Source organism: Pseudomonas entomophila (genome assembly GCF_013523165.1).
GTDB classification, from domain to species: Bacteria; Pseudomonadota; Gammaproteobacteria; order Pseudomonadales; family Pseudomonadaceae; genus Aquipseudomonas; species Aquipseudomonas entomophila_A.
Window position 1 is genome coordinate 106,669 of the sequence record NZ_JAAMQI010000010.1, and the last position, 16,808, is coordinate 123,476.

At 66.6% G+C, this 16,808-nt stretch carries 14 protein-coding genes; 9 read left to right on the plus strand and 5 right to left on the minus strand.

Annotated elements, in window-relative coordinates; translation table 11 throughout:
• The first annotated feature begins 26 nt into the window (after positions 1-26).
• Together G7Z99_RS10565 and sthA are read left to right on the plus strand one after the other, a co-directional pair.
• On the plus strand, positions 27-1,490 hold the full coding sequence (locus tag G7Z99_RS10565; protein ID WP_060394203.1) for a glyceraldehyde-3-phosphate dehydrogenase: 1,464 nt from the start codon (positions 27-29) through the stop codon (positions 1,488-1,490).
• Positions 1,491-1,802: 312 nt separating this feature from the next.
• Entirely contained in the window at positions 1,803-3,197 is a 1,395-nt protein-coding gene (gene sthA, locus G7Z99_RS10570; protein WP_060394202.1) for a Si-specific NAD(P)(+) transhydrogenase, read from the plus strand.
• Between the two features lie 42 nt (positions 3,198-3,239).
• On the opposite strand, the gene G7Z99_RS10575 is transcribed toward sthA, so the two are convergent.
• Both G7Z99_RS10575 and G7Z99_RS10580 read right to left on the minus strand, forming a co-directional pair.
• Positions 3,240-3,962, minus strand: a complete 723-nt coding sequence (locus tag G7Z99_RS10575) for a glycerophosphodiester phosphodiesterase (RefSeq protein ID WP_181093649.1) — start codon at positions 3,960-3,962, stop codon at positions 3,240-3,242.
• Between the two features lie 34 nt (positions 3,963-3,996).
• Positions 3,997-4,584, minus strand: a complete 588-nt coding sequence (locus G7Z99_RS10580; protein WP_181093650.1) for a PilZ domain-containing protein — start codon at positions 4,582-4,584, stop codon at positions 3,997-3,999.
• 94 nt (positions 4,585-4,678) lie between these two features.
• On the opposite strand from G7Z99_RS10580, the gene G7Z99_RS10585 reads away from it, so the two are divergent.
• The 4 genes from G7Z99_RS10585 (at position 4,679) to G7Z99_RS10600 (ending at position 9,356) form a co-directional block, all read left to right on the plus strand.
• Complete coding sequence (locus G7Z99_RS10585; RefSeq protein ID WP_060394200.1) at positions 4,679-5,929, plus strand: lipoprotein-releasing ABC transporter permease subunit; 1,251 nt, start codon at positions 4,679-4,681, stop codon at positions 5,927-5,929.
• 7 nt (positions 5,930-5,936) lie between these two features.
• Positions 5,937-6,620, plus strand: a complete 684-nt coding sequence (lolD, locus tag G7Z99_RS10590) for a lipoprotein-releasing ABC transporter ATP-binding protein LolD (RefSeq protein WP_172798464.1) — start codon at positions 5,937-5,939, stop codon at positions 6,618-6,620.
• Positions 6,621-6,692: 72 nt separating this feature from the next.
• Positions 6,693-7,937, plus strand: coding sequence for a lipoprotein-releasing ABC transporter permease subunit (locus G7Z99_RS10595; protein WP_181093651.1), 1,245 nt, complete (start codon positions 6,693-6,695; stop codon positions 7,935-7,937).
• A gap of 336 nt (positions 7,938-8,273) precedes the next feature.
• Positions 8,274-9,356, plus strand: a complete 1,083-nt coding sequence (locus G7Z99_RS10600) for an aldo/keto reductase (protein WP_181093652.1) — start codon at positions 8,274-8,276, stop codon at positions 9,354-9,356.
• Positions 9,357-9,414: 58 nt separating this feature from the next.
• On the opposite strand, the gene G7Z99_RS10605 is transcribed toward G7Z99_RS10600, so the two are convergent.
• A complete protein-coding gene (locus G7Z99_RS10605) occupies positions 9,415-10,173 on the minus strand; it encodes a class I SAM-dependent methyltransferase (protein ID WP_181093653.1) in 759 nt (252 codons plus the stop codon).
• Between the two features lie 144 nt (positions 10,174-10,317).
• Between G7Z99_RS10605 and bla the strand changes: the two genes are divergently transcribed.
• The 3 genes from bla to G7Z99_RS10620 all read left to right on the plus strand — a co-directional run bounded on the left by bla (position 10,318) and on the right by G7Z99_RS10620 (position 14,303).
• Positions 10,318-11,190, plus strand: a complete 873-nt coding sequence (gene bla / locus G7Z99_RS10610; RefSeq protein WP_181093654.1) for a class A beta-lactamase — start codon at positions 10,318-10,320, stop codon at positions 11,188-11,190.
• A gap of 515 nt (positions 11,191-11,705) precedes the next feature.
• Positions 11,706-13,559 carry an ABC transporter ATP-binding protein gene (locus G7Z99_RS10615; RefSeq protein WP_181093655.1) on the plus strand — a complete coding sequence of 618 codons (1,854 nt, stop codon included), beginning with the start codon at positions 11,706-11,708 and terminating at the stop codon, positions 13,557-13,559.
• 237 nt (positions 13,560-13,796) lie between these two features.
• Positions 13,797-14,303, plus strand: coding sequence for a cell division protein (locus tag G7Z99_RS10620; protein WP_375139146.1), 507 nt, complete (start codon positions 13,797-13,799; stop codon positions 14,301-14,303).
• 145 nt (positions 14,304-14,448) lie between these two features.
• Here G7Z99_RS10620 and G7Z99_RS10625 read toward each other — a convergent pair whose 3' ends face one another.
• Together G7Z99_RS10625 and G7Z99_RS10630 are read right to left on the minus strand one after the other, a co-directional pair.
• Positions 14,449-15,366 (minus strand): alpha/beta hydrolase, encoded by a 918-nt coding sequence (locus tag G7Z99_RS10625; protein ID WP_181093706.1) that lies wholly within the window; start codon positions 15,364-15,366, stop codon positions 14,449-14,451.
• A 126-nt stretch (positions 15,367-15,492) separates the two neighbouring features.
• Entirely contained in the window at positions 15,493-16,800 is a 1,308-nt protein-coding gene (locus G7Z99_RS10630; RefSeq protein WP_181093656.1) for an APC family permease, read from the minus strand.
• Between the last annotated feature and the right edge of the window lie 8 nt (positions 16,801-16,808).

Below are 16,808 nucleotides of genomic sequence, written 5' to 3' on the forward strand. Positions count from 1 at the left end.
ATGTAGCCCCTTTTTTCTGTCCCTACATGTGGAAGGTTACCGTGAATCAGAAGCCCGACCAGTGTCTTGGTGAATGGATCGACCGTGAAGCCCTGGCTGAAGCGATGATCCCGCTTATCGGTCAGCTCTACCGCAACAACAACGTGGTGAGCTCGATCTATGGCCGCAGCCTGATCAACCGTTCGGTGATCTCGATCCTCAAGGCCCACCGCTTCGCCCGTCACCGCCAGAGCGACGAAGCCGAGCTGTCGGTTCACGAGACGTTCCCGCTGCTCAAGGCCATGAGCGAGCTGAAGCTGGGCGCCGCCTCGGTCGACCTGGGCAAGCTGGCCAACAAGTTCAAGCGTGAAGGCAATGGCCGCAGCGCCGAGCAGTTCGTGCGCGAAGAGCTGGCCGATGTCGTGGGCCAGCAGAGCACCGCCGCGAGCAAGGGCACCGACGTGGTGCTGTACGGCTTCGGTCGCATCGGCCGCCTGCTGGCGCGCATCCTGATCGAGAAGACCGGCGGTGGCGACGGCCTGCGCCTGCGTGCGATCGTCGTGCGCAAGGGCGCCGACAACGACCTGGTCAAGCGTGCCAGCCTGCTGCGCCGTGACTCGGTGCATGGCCCGTTCGACGGCACCATCGTGGTCGACGAAGCCAACAACACCATCACCGCCAACGGCAACCTGATCCAGGTGATCTACTCCAACGACCCGACCACCGTGGACTACACCCAGTACGGCATCCAGAACGCCCTGCTGGTGGACAACACCGGCAAGTGGCGTGACGCCGAAGGCCTGGGCCAGCACCTCAAGTGCCCGGGCGTCGATCGCGTGATCCTCACCGCACCGGGCAAGGGCGCGCTGAAGAACATCGTGCACGGCATCAACCATGGCGAAATCACCGCTGACGACAAGATCGTCTCGGCGGCCTCCTGCACCACCAACGCCATCGTGCCGGTGCTCAAGGCGGTCAACGACCAGTACGGCATCGTCAACGGTCACGTCGAAACCGTTCACTCGTTCACCAACGACCAGAACCTGATCGACAACTTCCACAAGGGCAGCCGCCGTGGCCGCGCCGCGCCGCTGAACATGGTCATCACCGAGACCGGTGCCGCGACCGCCGCCGCCAAGGCCCTGCCCGTGCTCAAGGGCAAGCTGACCGGCAACGCCATTCGCGTGCCCACGCCGAACGTCTCGATGGCCATTCTCAACCTGAACCTCGAGAAGGCCACCACTCGCGAAGAGATCAACGAGTACCTGCGCCAGACGGCCATGCACTCGGAGCTGCACAAGCAGATCGACTACGTCAGCTCGCAGGAAGTGGTCTCCACCGACTTCGTCGGTTCTCGTTACGCCGGTGTGGTCGATGCCGAAGCCACCATCAGCAACGACAACCGTGTCGTGCTCTACGTCTGGTACGACAACGAGTTCGGCTACAGCTGCCAGGTCGTGCGCGTGATGGAAGACATGGCCGGGGTCAACCCGCCAGCGTTCCCGCGCTAAGCGATGCGTCCACGAGAAACGGGAGCCCATGGGCTCCCGTTTCTCGTTGGGCAGGCTGCAAGCTGGAAGGGGGGGTGCTCATCGATCCAGGCAAGGGCTGCCAGACGGTGCTCGCCGCTTGCAGCGGCCCTCTCGCAGCGCCCCCAGGAAAGATGTAGTGCAGCAGAAAATGGCCTACGACACGACCAAGGGTTAATGTGCACAGTGTCCGGTCTTGAGTAGACTGTACGCGAATTTTTTTCATGGCGCCGATGGCGGCATGAGCGAGTCCCGTGGCGACCGTGACCGCGGGCCAGTTCTGAAGGAGTACGCATGGCTGTCTACAACTACGACGTGGTGGTACTGGGTTCCGGCCCGGCCGGTGAAGGCGCGGCGATGAACGCCGCCAAGGCAGGACGCAAGGTCGCGATGGTCGACAGCCGCCGCCAGGTCGGCGGCAACTGCACCCACCTGGGCACCATCCCGTCCAAAGCGCTGCGCCATTCGGTTCGGCAGATCATGCGCTTCAACACCAACTCGATGTTCCGCGCCATCGGCGATCCGCGCTGGTTCTCCTTCCCCGATGTGCTCAAGAGCGCCGAGACGGTCATCGCCAAGCAGGTGGCGTCCCGCACCAGCTACTATGCGCGCAACCGGGTGGACGTGTTCTTCGGCACCGGCAGCTTCGCCGACGAGCAGACCATCGAAGTGGTCTGCCCCAACGGTGTGGTCGAAAAACTGGTGGCCAAGCACATCATCATCGCCACCGGCTCGCGCCCTTACCGCCCGGCGGACATCGACTTCAACCACCCGCGCATCTACGACAGCGACACCATCCTCAGCCTCGGGCACACGCCGCGCAAGCTGATCGTCTACGGTGCCGGGGTGATCGGCTGCGAGTACGCCTCGATCTTCAGCGGCCTGGGCGTGCTGATCGAGCTGATCGACAACCGCAGCCAGCTGTTGAGCTTCCTCGACTCGGAGATCTCCCAGGCGCTGAGCTACCACTTCAGCAACAACCACATCACCGTGCGCCACAACGAGGAATACGAGCGGGTCGAAGGCCTGGACAACGGGGTGATCCTGCACCTGAAGTCCGGCAAGAAGATCAAGGCCGACGCCTTGCTCTGGTGCAACGGCCGGACCGGCAACACCGATCGCCTGGGGCTGGAGAACATCGGCATCAAGCCTAACAGCCGTGGCCAGATCGAGGTCGACGAGACCTACAGCACCGGTGTCGCCAACGTCTACGGGGCCGGTGACGTGATCGGCTGGCCGAGCCTGGCCAGCGCTGCCCACGACCAGGGCCGTTCGGCCGCCGGCAGCATCGTCGACAATGGCAGCTGGCGCTTCGTCAACGACGTGCCGACCGGGATCTACACCATTCCCGAGATCAGCTCGATCGGCAAGAACGAGCAGGAGCTGACCCAGGCCAAGGTGCCCTACGAGGTCGGCAAGGCGTTCTTCAAGTCCATGGCCCGCGCGCAGATCGCCGGCGAGCCGCAGGGCATGCTGAAGATTCTCTTCCACCGCGAAACCTTGCAGATCCTCGGCGTGCACTGCTTCGGCTACCAGGCCTCGGAGATCGTGCACATCGGCCAGGCGATCATGGACCAGCCGGGCGAGCTCAACACGCTCAAGTACTTCGTCAACACCACCTTCAACTACCCGACCATGGCCGAGGCCTACCGGGTCGCGGCCTACGACGGCCTGAACCGGCTTTTTTGAGCGGCTCCGGCCGGCTGCCTGAGCCGGCCGGGGAGAGTGGCTTCAGTCCTTCCCAAGGGTGGTCTTGGCCAAACCGGGAAAGTCTGTGATCAGGCTGTCCACGCCAAAGTCGGCGAGCCTGCGCATCAGCGCCGGTTCGTTGACTGTCCACACCGACACGTGCAGCCCTTGCTTCTGCGCCTTGAGCAGGCGCTCGGGCGTGCACAGCGTCCAATTCAGTGCCAGCAACGTACAGCCATAGTTGCGCGCGACCTTGAGCGGGTCGAGCCAGGCGTATTCGGCCACCAGACCGCGTGCCAGGTCCGGCACCAGCTCCTGGGCAGCGCGCAGCACCGTGCGTGAGCTGGAGGTCACCGTGACCTTGTCCAGCAGGCCATGGCGCTCGGCCATCTCGCGGATCGCCAGGACCGTGCTGGCCGCCCGCGTGCGCGACGCGCTCTTGACCTCCAGTTGCCAATGGGTGAACGGGCACCGCTCGAACAGCTCCTCGAGCCGTGGCACAGGGCAGGGGCGAGGCCAGTGCGGGCCGCTGGCCCGGGCATCCAGGGCCATCAGTTCGTCGGCGGTGTGCTCGACCACCTTGCCACGACGCCCGGTGGTGCGCTTGAGCGTCGTGTCGTGAATCACCATCAACTGGTTGTCGGCCGACAGGTGCAGGTCGAGTTCGCACCGGTCGATGCCGTGGGAGAGGCATTGCTGGAAGCTGCTCAGGGTGTTCTCGGGGGCTTCGCCCTTGGCGCCGCGATGGCCGTAGATCAGGGTCACGTTTGTTCCTTCAGTCGAGGGGGATGGGGAGGGCTCAGTCGGTCTTGTCCGCGGGGCGGTCGAGCGCTTCTCGGCGTTGCTGCTGCTGGCGTTGCAGGACATGGCGCGCCAGCAGTTGGCGCTGGGCATCGCTGAGGTCGACGAACTCCACGCCGGCGTCGTACCGGCCCTGGGCGTTGGCCTGGCAATGCACCACGCGGCCCCGCAGCAGCAGGCCCAGGCCCTGTGGCATCAGGAGCATGCGCACCGCCACCCGGGCGTCGGCCTGCAGGGGCTGGGCCTGGGTGAACTCGATGCCGCCCTCGGACAGGATCACCCGCCGCGGCTCGCCCAGTTCGCCGAGCAGCGTCTGAGCCAGGACCGCGCCGAGCAGGTCGATGCGCTTGTTCTGCGCGCGCAGGAAGGCCGCCAGCGTGCGGTCCTTGTCGCTCAATTGGCGCAGCAGGTGCTGCGATTCGAATTCGGCCACGTGAAGCTCGCCCAGCAGATTGAACAGCGGCGACGCATCGCGCAACACATTCTCCGGGTCCGCCTGCGACGCGCTCAGCGGGCTGATTTGCAGTGCGACGTGGTCTTCGATGCGGTAGTATTCGCGGCGATCTGCTTCGTCTGTTGTCGTCATGGCGAACCCAAGGTGTCGGCGATGGTCCGAGTGTAAAGCTGCCTTGGGCGCCTCGCCACCAAGGACGTTCCCTTTCATCCGAACAAGCCCCCTCATGTTCAGACCTCTTTTCGTATTCATCGGCACGCGCTACACCCGTGCCAAGCGGCGCAACCATTTCGTCTCGTTCATTTCCCTGACCTCGATGATCGGCCTCGCCCTCGGCGTGGTGGTGATGATCGTGGTGCTTTCGGTCATGAACGGTTTCGACCACGAGATGCGTACCCGCGTCCTGGGCATGGTGCCCCATGCCACCCTGGAGACCGGCCAGGCCATCGACGACTGGCCGGCCCTGGCCAAGCAGGTCCAGCAGAACCCGCAGGTGACGGCGGTCGCGCCGTTCACCCAGATGCAGGGGCTGCTGACCAGCGACGGCAAGGTGCAGAAGGTGCTGCTCAACGGCATCGACCCGGCCCGCGAGCGGCAGGTCTCGATCATCGACCAGTTCGTGCGCCAGGGCAGCCTGGACCAGCTGGCGCCCGGCAGCTGGGGCATCATGATCGGCGACAAGGCCGCCGCCAAGCTGGGCGTGGGCGTCGGTGACAAGCTCACCTTCGTCGCCCCGGAAGTCAGCGTGACGCCTGCAGGGATGTTCCCGCGGATGAAGCGCTTCACCGTGGTCGGCATCTTCCACGTCGGGGCCGGCGAGATCGATGGCTACCTGGGGCTGACCAACCTGTCCGACCTGTCGCGGCTGCACCGCTGGAAGGCCGATCAGGTCCAGGGCCTGCGCCTGAAGTTCGACGACCTGTTCCAAGCGCCGCGCGTGGCCTACCAGATCGCCCAGCAGCTGGGCGAAGACCAGTACTACTCGCGCGACTGGACCCGCACCCACGGCAACCTGTACCAGGCCATCCGCATGGAGAAGGCGATGATCGGGCTGCTGTTGCTGCTGATCGTGGCAGTGGCGGCGTTCAACATCATTTCCACCCTGGTGATGGTGGTCAACGACAAGAAGGGCGACATCGCCATCTTGCGCACCCTGGGCGCCACGCCGGCGCAGATCATGGGCATCTTCATGGTCCAGGGCACCATCATCGGCGTGCTCGGCACCTTGATCGGCGGGGTGCTGGGCATTCTCGCCGCGCTCAACGTCAGCGCCGCCATCGCCGGCCTGGAGACGCTTATCGGCCACAAGTTCCTCAACGCCGACGTGTACTTCATCGATTACCTGCCGTCGCAGATCCTCGCCAGCGATGTGTGGATGGTCTGCGGCGCCGCCCTGATCCTGAGTTTCTTCGCCACCCTCTACCCGGCCTGGCGCGCTTCGCGCACGCAACCGGCGGAGGCGCTACGTTATGAGTGAGTCGCGCATGAGTGATAAAGCCGTACTGAGTTGCCGCAACCTGGGCAAGTCCTACGAGGAAGGGCCGGAGCGGGTGCAGGTGCTGTCCGGCCTGCAGCTGGAGCTCCAGCCGGGCGAGCGCGTGGCCATCGTCGGCAGTTCCGGCTCGGGCAAGAGCACCTTGCTCAACCTGCTGGGCGGTCTGGACACACCGACCGAGGGCAGCGTCTGGCTGGCCGGCGAGGAGCTGTCGGCGCTTGGTGAACGCGCCCGTGGCCTGCTGCGCAACCGCGCGCTGGGCTTTGTCTACCAGTTCCATCACCTGCTGCCGGAGTTCACCGCCCTGGAGAACGTCTGCATGCCGCTGCTGATCGGCAGCACGCCGATCCCCGAAGCCCGCGAACGGGCCCAGGCACTGCTCGAGCGCGTCGGCCTCGGCCACCGCCTGAGCCACAAGCCCGCCGAGCTGTCGGGTGGCGAGCGCCAGCGTGTGGCGATCGCCCGTGCCCTGGTCAACCGACCCGGCCTGGTGATGCTCGACGAGCCGACCGGCAACCTCGACCACCACACGGCCCAGGGCATTCAGGAACTGATGCGCGAACTGTCCGGCGCCTCGCGCACGGCGTTCCTGGTGGTCACCCACGACCTCAGCCTGGCTCGGCAGATGGACCGCGTGCTGCGCCTGGAAGATGGCCGCCTGGTGCCGATCTGAGTGGCCTCGATCTGAGTCGACCCCACGGGCCGCTGCACGGCCCGTCTACCCGTTCAACTGGTGTTCACGTACATGTTCAGACCCTTGCCCTTGTTCATCGGTGCGCGCTACACCCGTGCCAAGCGCCGCAACCATTTCATCTCGTTCATCTCCATGACCTCGATGATCGGCCTGGCGCTGGGCGTGCTGGCCATGATCGTCGTGCTGTCGGTGATGAATGGTTTCCAGCGCGAGATGAGTTCGCGCATCCTCGGGCTGGTGCCCCATGCCAGCCTGCTGGGCGAGCGCCCGCTCGACGACTGGCACCTGGCTGTCGACACCGCCCTGAAGAACCCGGCGGTGATGGCCGCCGCGCCGCTGACCGAGCTGGACGGGATGCTGTCGTACAAGGGCGCCATGCAGCCGATCCAGGTCAGTGGCATCGACCCGGCCGAGGAGGGCAAGGTGTCCATCGTCGGCCAGCACATCCTCAGGGGCAGCCTGCAGGACCTGCGGCCCGGTGAGTACGGTGTGGTTGTCGGCGAACTGACCGCGCGGCGCTTCGGCTTGCGCGGCGGCGACAAGCTGACCCTGATCGTGCCCGAGATCAGCAGCGCGCCGGGCGGGATCACTCCGCGCATGCAGCGCCTGACGGTGGTCGGCGTGTTCAAGGTCGGCGCCGAGCTGGACGGCTCCCAGGCCTACATCCATGTCGCCGATGCGGGCGAGATGCAGCGCTGGGCACCCGGCCAGGTGCAGGGCGTGCGCCTCAAGCTGCACGACTTGTATGCCGCGCCTCAGGTGTCCAAGGCCCTCGCGGCGCAGCTGGGCGAGGGCTACCGGGCCGATGACTGGTCGCATACCCAAGGCAGCCTGTTCAGCGCCATGAAGATGGAAAAGACCATGATCGGCCTGTTGTTGCTGATGATCATCGCCGTGGCGGCGTTCAACATCATCGCCACGCTGGTGATGGTGGTGAACGACAAGGGCGCCGACATCGCCATCCTGCGCACGATCGGTGCCACGCCTGCACAGATCATGGGCACCTTCATGGTCCAGGGCAGCCTGATCGGCATCGTCGGCACGCTGATCGGCGGGGTGCTCGGGGTCATCGCCGCGCTCAACGTCAGCGCGATCGTCGGGGCACTGGAGCGGGCCACCGGGCAGCATATCTTCACTTCGGACGTGTATTTCGTCAGCAGCCTGCCTTCCGAGCTGCAATGGGGGGATGTCGGGTTGATCTGCTTCGCCGGGTTGGTGATGAGCTTCCTGGCGACCCTGTACCCGGCGTACCGGGCCTCGCAGGTCGAGCCGGCGTATGCGTTGCGGTATGAGTGAGGGTGTGCAGCCGATGGCTTTCCGGTTGGGGCCGTTCCACCTGTAGGCACACGTCGGTGAGTCAGGCTATCGGGGTCCTGTAAGCGACCCCCGTACCGCGCCAGGACCCCGTCATGCGCCGCCTGCATCGCGGGCAAACCCGCTCCCACAGGGCTCCGTGGGAGTCTGACTTGTCGTGGTATGGCTACGGGTGTGGCTGGCTTGCCAGCGATAGGGCCCGATCAGGCGCCGCCCGTATCCAGTTGAACGTTCCTTCCTCCATTGCCGTCCGTACCTGTGAAGGCCGCCATGCCCTACCGGCCGCCTTCACGACTCAACGGCAACCAGGAGGCTTCAATGAAATACCGTGCGTTCGGCAATACCGGCCTGTTCGTGTCCGAGCTCGTCATCGGCAGCGTCCCCTTTGGCGGGCGTGGTGCCTTCGAGAAGACCGGCAGTGTGGACGTCGGTCAAGCCACCCGCATGTTCGACCTGGCCTTCGAGGCGGGTGTGAACCTGGTGGACACGGCCGACCTGTACTCCCACGGCCTGGCCGAGGAAATCGTCGGCAAGGCCCTCGGCGCGCGTCGCCAGTCGATCATCCTCGCCTCCAAGGCGCGCAGCCCGATGGGTGACAACCCCAACGACAGCGGCGCCTCGCGTTATCACCTGATCCGCGCCTGCGAAGCCAGCCTCAAGCGCCTGGGCACCGATCACATCGACCTGTACCAGCTGCACAACTGGGACGGCGTCACGCCGATCGAAGAAACCTTGGCCGCGTTGGATCACCTGGTGCAGAGCGGCAAGATCCGCTACTTCGGCACCTCCAACTACACCGCCTGGCAAATGATGAAGACCCTCGGCAGTGCGCGCCTGCACGGGTGGCAGCAACCGGTGTCGCAACAGATCTACTACACCCCCGAGGCCCGCGAGGCCGAATACGAGCTGCTGCCGATGGCCCTCGATCAGGGCTTCGCGACACTGGTCTGGGGCCCGTTGGGTGAAGGTCTGCTGACCGGCAAGGTCCGTCGTGGGCAGAAGACCCCACCCGGCACGCGCCAGGGTAACGACTGGCCGGAACCCTACGTGCACGACCGCGAGCGGGCCTACGACATCATCGAAACCCTGATCGAAGTCGGCAAGCGCCACGACTGCTCGCCGTCACGCGTCTGCCTGGCCTGGCTGAAGGACCGCCCCGGCATCACCAGCGTGATCACCGCCGGGCGCTCCGAAGAGCAGTTGCAGGACAACCTCAAGGCGGTCGAACTGGTGTTGCAGCCTGAAGACCTCGAGCAGATCGAGCGCGCGACCCGTCTGGCGCCCCAGTATCCCTACTGGCACCGCATCGCCGCCAAGATGGACCGCATCGACCCGGCCGAAGCCCCCTTCATCGAGCTGTACCGTCAGACCATGGCCGACAACACGTCCAAGAACGGCTGACGGCCCGTGCGACACAAAGGCTCGCCCCTTTGCGAGGCGAGTCTTTGGCGGTCTGGCCTCACACCTGGCCGATCCGCAGGTTGATCGGCCAACGGATCGACCGCTCGACCTGCGCTTGCCCCCAGCAGGTCGCCAGGTCGGCGGCGAACCGTTCGAGCAGGGCCTGTTCGCCTGCTTCCCGCGCATGGCGCACGGCCGACCAGGTCGAGACATAGCCCAGAAACGCCTCTAGATTCCAGCTCAACTCGATGCTCATCGTCGGTGCCTTGAACTCCGCGAACGGGAAATCCAGGGTGGCGTAGCCGCTGTCGACCTGCTGCCGCTCAGGCGGCCAGAAGGGACCGATCTCGTGATGGTAGAAGTGCATGAAACGTCCCTGCAGATCGTCCTCCAGACGCGGTACCCCATAGCTGATCAATGCCAGCACGGCGCCCGGCGCGGCCCGGGTGCGCACTTGGGCGTAGAAGGCCGGCAGGTCGAACCAGTGCGCAGCCTGGGCCACGGTGATCAGCTGGGCGCCCTGGGCCGACGCTGGCAAGGCCTCGGCCGGGGCGCAGGCGTAGTGGAGGTTGCTGCGTGCCTGGGCGTGGGCGATCTGGTCCTGGCTGGGGTCGAACCCCCACACGGTGTCGAAATGATCGGCCAGCAGCGTGGTCAGCTGGCCATTGCCGCACCCCACGTCGACGGCCAACCTGTGCTCGGTGACGGTGCTGGCCAGGTAGGCGGCCAGCGCGGCGGGGTAGTCGGGCCTGAAGCTGGCGTAGGCCTGACCACCTTGGTCGAACCAGTTTCGCGAGGCGGGGGCAGGGGTGCTCATTCGGCAGGGCTCCAGTGACGGGCAGGGTGCCGCTCACTGTAGCCCCTGTGTGCCTGCTCGTCAGCCTGGAGCGCGTGGGTCGCCCTTGGCTTTTGCGCGCCAAGGCTCTAGCCTCGACGCCCCCTGACACCTTGAGGAGAGACGATGCAACCTATCATCAGCCGCCGGCACCTGCTGGCCGGCGCCGTGGGTGGTGCGGCCGCCCTGACGCTACCGGCCTGGGCCGACGACGCCGTGCGACAGCGCCTGGCGCAGCTCGAGCAGGCCCACGACCGTACCCTCGGCCTCTGGGCGCTCGATACCGGTAGCGGCCAGCGCCTGGCCTACCGTGCGGACCAGCGCTTTGCGTTCTGCAGCGCGTTCAAGGTGGTCCTCGTGGGCGCGCTCTTGCACCGCAGCGAGGCCGAACCTGGCCTGCTGGCGCGTCACGTCCACTACGACGCCACCACCCTGGTCACCTATTCGCCGATCACCGAGCGCCACGTCGAGACGGGTCTGCGCGTCGCCGACCTGTGCGCCGCTGCGCTGCAATACAGCGACAACACGGCCGCCAACCTGCTGTTGGCGCAGGTCGGTGGTCCGGCCGGTGTGACCGCGTTCGCCCGACGCCTGGGCGATGCCGTGTTCCGCCTGGACCGCGACGAGCCGACGCTCAACACCGCGCTGCCCGATGACCCTCGCGACACCACCACGCCCCTGGCCATGGGCATGACGCTGCAGCGGCTGCTGCTCGGCGAGGCGCTGACCGTGGAGAACCGCCATCGATTGCAGACCTGGCTCGAAGGCAACACCACCGGAGCGAGTCGGATCCGTGCGGGCGTGCCTGGCGACTGGCGTGTCGGCGACAAGACCGGCACGGGCGACTACGGCGTGGCCAACGACGTGGCGATCGTCTGGCCCACCGGCCGCGCACCGTGGATCGTGGTGGCGTTCACTCGCGGGCCCCAGCCCTCGTCGCCGGGCGACAGCGCACTCCTTGCCGCGGCGATGCACGAGGTGGTGAAGGCGTGGGGATGACTGACGGGGATAGGCCAGAGCAGACAACCGCAGCGTCCGGCTCATGTCCTGTGGGTGTTCGACCGCCGCCCCGGCGCCGCGCTGTCGCGCAGAGAACATGGCGATAGCTGGCAGTGCTCAGATGCTGTGTCGCTGATCGATTTCTGGGACCGCTTTGCGGTCCATCGCGGCCGGTCCGGCGCCCCGGCAGGGGCCGCTCCTACACCCGCCGCAGTGGCACAGGCAATCGCGGTCCCATGTGCGGCCCCTGTGCCGCGATTGGGCCCGCAGGGCCCACAAAATCCTGAAATTATTCCTTTTAAAATCAACAAGATATTTTATGTTCTATGAGAGCCGGCTTGCCGGCGATAGGGCCAGAGACGACAACCGCGCCCTCGATGTCGAACACCGGTTCACGCCAACGGGACACACACCGCCCCGCATGGTCCTACCTTCAGGCGACAGTGGCCTACCCGGACGGCATTCCAACCATTCGGTGGCACAATGCCTTTGACTCGATCGTTTTGGAGACCCCCATGTTGCGTGCATTTGAGCAACGGCTCGACCCTTTCCCGCCCGATGAGGCACCGCCACCGCCCGCCGGCCTGGCGCGGTTCCTCTGGGCCTGCACCCGCGGCGCACGCCGGTACATCCTGGCCTTTGCGGTGCTCAGCGCCGGTGTGTCGATCTACGAAGCCTGGCTGTTCGCCTTCCTCGGGCAGGTCGTCGACCTGTTGACCACCTGGCAGGCCGGTGGCGACGCGACAGGCCAGGAGCAGCGTGTGCTCTGGGGCATCGGCATCGTGCTGGTGGCCAGCGTCGGGCTGGTGGCGCTGCGCACCATGGTCCAGCACCAGATCCTGGCGATCAACCTGCCGCTGCGGCTGCGCTGGGACTTTCACCGGTTGATGCTGCGCCAGAGCCTGTCGTTCTTCTCCGACGAGTTTTCCGGGCGGGTCACCACCAAGGTGATGCAGACCGCGCTGTCGGTGCGTGAGGTGCTGTTCACGCTGGTGGAGATCATCCCGGGGATCGGCGTCTACTTCGTGGCGATCGTCGCCCTGGCCGGCGGCTTCGCGCTCAAGCTGATGCTGCCGTTCCTGGCCTGGATCGTGCTCTTCGGCCTGGCCATGGCGTACTTCGTGCCGCGCCTGGGCAAGGTCGGGCAGGAGCAGGCGCACGCGCGGTCGTCGATGACCGGGCGGGTGTCGGACGCCTACACCAACATCACCACCGTCAAGCTGTTCTCCCATTCCAAGCGCGAGGCCCATTTCGCCCGCGCGGCCATGGAAGACTTCAAGCAGACCGGGTTCCGCCAGATGCGCCTGGTCAGCCAGTTCGAGATCGTCAACCAGGCGCTGGTGGTCGGGTTGATCATGGGCGCCGGGGGCTACGCCCTGTGGCTGTGGCACCAGGGCGACGTCGGCACTGGCGCCGTGGCCGCGATCACCGCCATGGCCCTGCGCATCAACGGCATGTCGCACTGGATCATGTGGCAGATGACCTCGCTGTTCGAGAACATCGGTACCGTGCAGGACGGCATGGACACGCTCACCCGCGGCCCCAAGGTGCAGGACGCGCCCGACGCGGGCACCCTGGTGACCACCGGTGGGGCAGTGACCTTCGACAACGTCAGCTTCAACTACAGCGGCGAGCGCCAGGTCCTGCAAGGCCTGAACCTGGACATCCGCCCCGGCGAGAAGATCGGCCTGGTCGGGCGCTCCGGGGCCGGCAAGTCGACGCTGATCAACCTGCTGCTGCGCTTCTACGACGTCGACAGTGGCCAGATTCGCATCGACGGGCAGGACATCGCCCAGGTGACCCAGGACAGCCTGCGCAGCGCCATCGGCATGGTCACCCAGGACACCTCGTTGCTGCACCGCTCGATTCGCGACAACATCGCCTATGGACGCCCCGACGCCACCGAAGCGCAGATCCGTGAGGCGGCGGTCAACGCCCAGGCCGACGGATTCATCAGCCAGCTCAGCGATCGCCAGGGCGGCACCGGCTACGACACCCTGGTCGGCGAGCGCGGCATCAAGCTGTCCGGCGGGCAGCGCCAACGGGTCGCCATCGCCCGGGTGATGCTCAAGAACGCGCCGATCCTGCTGCTCGACGAAGCCACCAGTGCGCTGGACTCGGAGGTCGAGGTGGCCATCCAGGAAAGCCTCGACGAGATGATGCAGGGCAAGACCGTGATCGCCATCGCCCACCGGCTCTCGACCATTGCGGCCATGGACCGCCTGATCGTGATGGACGCCGGGCGGATCATCGAGCAGGGCACCCATGCCGAGCTGCTGCGCAAGAACGGTACCTATGCGCGGCTCTGGCAGCACCAGAGCGGCGGCTTCCTGGGCGAGGACCAGGGCGTGCTCGAAGACGTGGAATGAACCCGGCGATCAGGGTGTCGAGACCGTCTCGTCAGACGAGGCACCTGACGCACTCCTGAGGCGCTGAACGGCATCGTCGGCGCTTCCAGGCGCCTGATGATCCATGCCGACACCGTGCTGCTGCCCTACGACCTGATCGCGTCCCTGTCTAAAAGGGACAGCGATCGGCGGCCATGTGATTTGCGGGCCGGCCTCAGGGTCATGTAACGTCGCCGCGCACGGTCTCCAGGAGCCTCCATGATGCCTTCTCCCACTGTTCCCGACCGGCCTCGACAGCGACGCATCCGCTGGCTGCAGGCCATGGCGCTGGCGCACCTGTTTGGTGGCCTGGTGCTGACCTGGGCCGGGCATGCGCCCTGGTTCGACAGCTACTTCGCCAGCATCGAGCAGGTCTTCTGGGCGCAGGCTGTGCCCGTCGCCGCGCGTGAGCAGCAGGTCTGGTGGATGGCGCTGTTCGCCGCCACCGTGCAGAGCTACGCGCTGTACATGCTGGCGTTGATCCAGCTCGGCGACCGCTTTGCCGATCACCGCGTCTGGGGCTGGCTGATGGCTGGGCTGCTGCTGTGGGCGCCGCAGGACCTCTGGCTGTCGCTGCGGGTGGGGCTGTGGTCCCACGGGGTAATCGACGGCCTGGCGTTGCTGGTGTTGGTGCCGCCCCTGGTCTGGTTGTATTGGCATGACCGCCGGCAGACCATGGCCGGAGCCTCGCCCACGCGTGGAGTGTCCCGAGGAGTCGACCGTTGATGTACTGGCTGACCGGCAATGGCAGCACGCCTCCCAGGTGAACGACGCCTGGCTTGGGCGCGAGGTGCAGTATCGAGGCAGGGGGCTGCGGTTGGCGCAGGTCGAGCGTAATGCCAAGGCCCGTTGCTCGACCGCGCCGGGTACCTCAACCGGCCAGGCGCTGGTTCATCCAGGCATGACTGTGGGCCTGCACCTGCTGGGCCAGCGGCACCGGAAAGTGGAGAAAGCCATGGGGCGCGGCGGGCAGCAGGTGCGTCTCGACCGCTGCCACCTGGGACCAGCGTTCGGCCATCAGCTGCGTGTCATCGCGCAGGGGGTCGAGTTCGCCAGCGAACAGCAGGGCTGGCGGCAGGCCGTCGAGTTCCCCGTACAGGGGCGACAGCGGTGGGTTGCGGCGCTGCTGGTCGCTCATGTCGGGGGTCAGGCGCCGCAACGCCTCGACCATGCCGGGGCCGTCGAGCACCAAGGTGTCGGGGCCGGCGCTGCGCACGCTGGGCGTGCCGGTGAGGTCGTAGACGCCGTAATAGAGCACCGTCCCCTGGATGCGCGCCAGCAGGTCAGGCCAGGCCTTGAGCGACAGCAGGGTCGCCGCGGCCAGGTGCGCGCCGGCCGACTCGCCGATGAGGATCACCGGCAGGCCGGCGAAGGCGTCGTCGTCGCTTTCGAGCAACCAGCGCGCGGCCGACAAGCAGTCGTCCAGCAGCCCCTGGAGCGGCGTCGTGGTCGCCAGTCGATAGTCCACCGACACCACGGTCACGTTGCAAGCCTTGACCCGCGCCGCGTTGACGTCGTCGTTCATCTGCGCGTTGCCGATGACCCAGCCCCCGCCGTGGATGTCCAGCACGATGCCTCTGGAGGGGCCGGCCGGGCGGATGATGCGCACCGGGACCGGCGTGTCCGGCAGCCCGCCCAGGCGCATACGGGCCTGCAGGCCATGCTTGGCCAGGTCCCGCATCCCGGCGAACTGGCCGGCACGCAGCAGGGCCTGGAGCGCGGTCGGGGCCAGGCGGTTGCGCATGCGGAACCGCGGCAGCCAGGCCAGCGTGCGGTTGAAGCGTTGCATCTGCGCGAGGGTGTCTGCAGAGCGCCAGGGGGCTTGAGTGGTCACGATCACAGGTCCTCGTTCGGCCGGCGCGTGCACCGGCAGGTCTTGAAGGGGCGCCTTCGACGCGTCGGGTCAACGAGGCGTTCAGTGCGCGACCGCACGCGTGCCGTAACGGCGCGCCAGCGCATGCAGGCCGACACCGACTGCCAGCAGGATGCCGGCCCGCAACCAGTTCCCGGCCGGTTGCTGGGTCAGCAGCACCAGGCACGAGAGGATGCCCAGTACCGGCACGATCGGGTGAATGCTGAAGTGGGGCTCCTCGATCTTGTCCTTCTTCAGCACCAGCACGGCCAGGTTGGTGCTCAGGAACACGAACAGCAACAGCAGCACCACGGTCTCGGCCAGCACTTCGAGAGTACCGGTAAGCGTCAGCAGCGCGGCCAGTGCGGTGGTCGCCAGGATGGCCGGTGCCGGGGTACGTCGGTTCGGCAGCACCTGGCCCAGCCAGGCCGGCAGCAGGCCTTCACGGGCCATGCCCAGGGTCAGGCGGCTGGCCATGATCATGGTCAGCAGCGCGCCGTTGGCGACCGCGACCAGAGCGATCACGGCGAACCAGCTGCGACGGATGCCCAGGCCTGAATCGCCGACGATGTCCATCAATGGGGCCTTGGCGGCGATCAGCGCATCGGCGGGCATCACCAGCGCGGCCCCGGCACCGACGGCCAGGTAGACCAGGCCGGCGATCAGCAGGGCCATGAAGAGGGCCTTGGGGTAGGTACGGCGCACGTCACGCACTTCTTCGGCCAGGTTGGCGGACGTTTCGAAACCGACATAGGAATAGAACGCCAGTAGCGCTGCACCGAGAATCGCGCCGGCCGGTGCGTGGCCGCCGAAGTCCAGCAGCCGCGAAGGCTCGGCGCGGCCTTGTCCGCACAAGGCGGCCACGGCGACGATCACCAGCACCAGGCCACTGAGTTCGATCACGGTCATCACCAGGTTGGCGCTCAGAGATTCCTTGATGCCGCGCAGGTTGAGCGCAGCGATCAGTAACAAGAACAGCGGGGCCAGTATGTGGGTCGGCCAGTCCAGGAAAACGCGCAGGTACTCCCCGGAGAAGGCCAGCGCCAGGCCGGCCACACTGGTGATGCCGGCCGCCAGCATGGCGAAGCCGACCAGAAACGAAAGCAGAGGCGAGCCGAAGGCACGCTGGGCGAAGACCGACGCGCCCCCGGCGCGGGGGTACTTGCTGACCAGTTCGGCGTACGACGCGGCCGTGAACAGGGCGAACAGCAACCCCACCGCCAGCGGGGCCCAGATCGCGCCCCCGGCCCGGTCGGCGATGGCGCCGGCCAAGGCATAGACGCCGGCACCCAGTACGTCGCCCAGGATGAAGAACACCAGCAGCGGCAGGGTGACGACACGTTTGAGGGCACGAGCAGGCGGTGGATTCATCGAGAGGC

Coding starts and splice junctions, on each gene's coding strand:
- bla (WP_181093654.1), top strand. CDS start 10,318: ATGCAACCTATCATCAGCCGCCGGCACCTGCTGGCCGGCGCCGTGGGT.
- G7Z99_RS10565 (WP_060394203.1), top strand. CDS start 27: ATGTGGAAGGTTACCGTGAATCAGAAGCCCGACCAGTGTCTTGGTGAA.
- G7Z99_RS10580 (WP_181093650.1), bottom strand. CDS start 4,584: ATGACGACAACAGACGAAGCAGATCGCCGCGAATACTACCGCATCGAA.
- G7Z99_RS10620 (WP_375139146.1), top strand. CDS start 13,797: ATGATGCCTTCTCCCACTGTTCCCGACCGGCCTCGACAGCGACGCATC.
- G7Z99_RS10585 (WP_060394200.1), top strand. CDS start 4,679: ATGTTCAGACCTCTTTTCGTATTCATCGGCACGCGCTACACCCGTGCC.
- G7Z99_RS10630 (WP_181093656.1), bottom strand. CDS start 16,800: ATGAATCCACCGCCTGCTCGTGCCCTCAAACGTGTCGTCACCCTGCCG.
- G7Z99_RS10600 (WP_181093652.1), top strand. CDS start 8,274: ATGAAATACCGTGCGTTCGGCAATACCGGCCTGTTCGTGTCCGAGCTC.
- sthA (WP_060394202.1), top strand. CDS start 1,803: ATGGCTGTCTACAACTACGACGTGGTGGTACTGGGTTCCGGCCCGGCC.
- G7Z99_RS10595 (WP_181093651.1), top strand. CDS start 6,693: ATGTTCAGACCCTTGCCCTTGTTCATCGGTGCGCGCTACACCCGTGCC.
- lolD (WP_172798464.1), top strand. CDS start 5,937: ATGAGTGATAAAGCCGTACTGAGTTGCCGCAACCTGGGCAAGTCCTAC.
- G7Z99_RS10615 (WP_181093655.1), top strand. CDS start 11,706: ATGTTGCGTGCATTTGAGCAACGGCTCGACCCTTTCCCGCCCGATGAG.
- G7Z99_RS10625 (WP_181093706.1), bottom strand. CDS start 15,366: ATGCAACGCTTCAACCGCACGCTGGCCTGGCTGCCGCGGTTCCGCATG.
- G7Z99_RS10605 (WP_181093653.1), bottom strand. CDS start 10,173: ATGAGCACCCCTGCCCCCGCCTCGCGAAACTGGTTCGACCAAGGTGGT.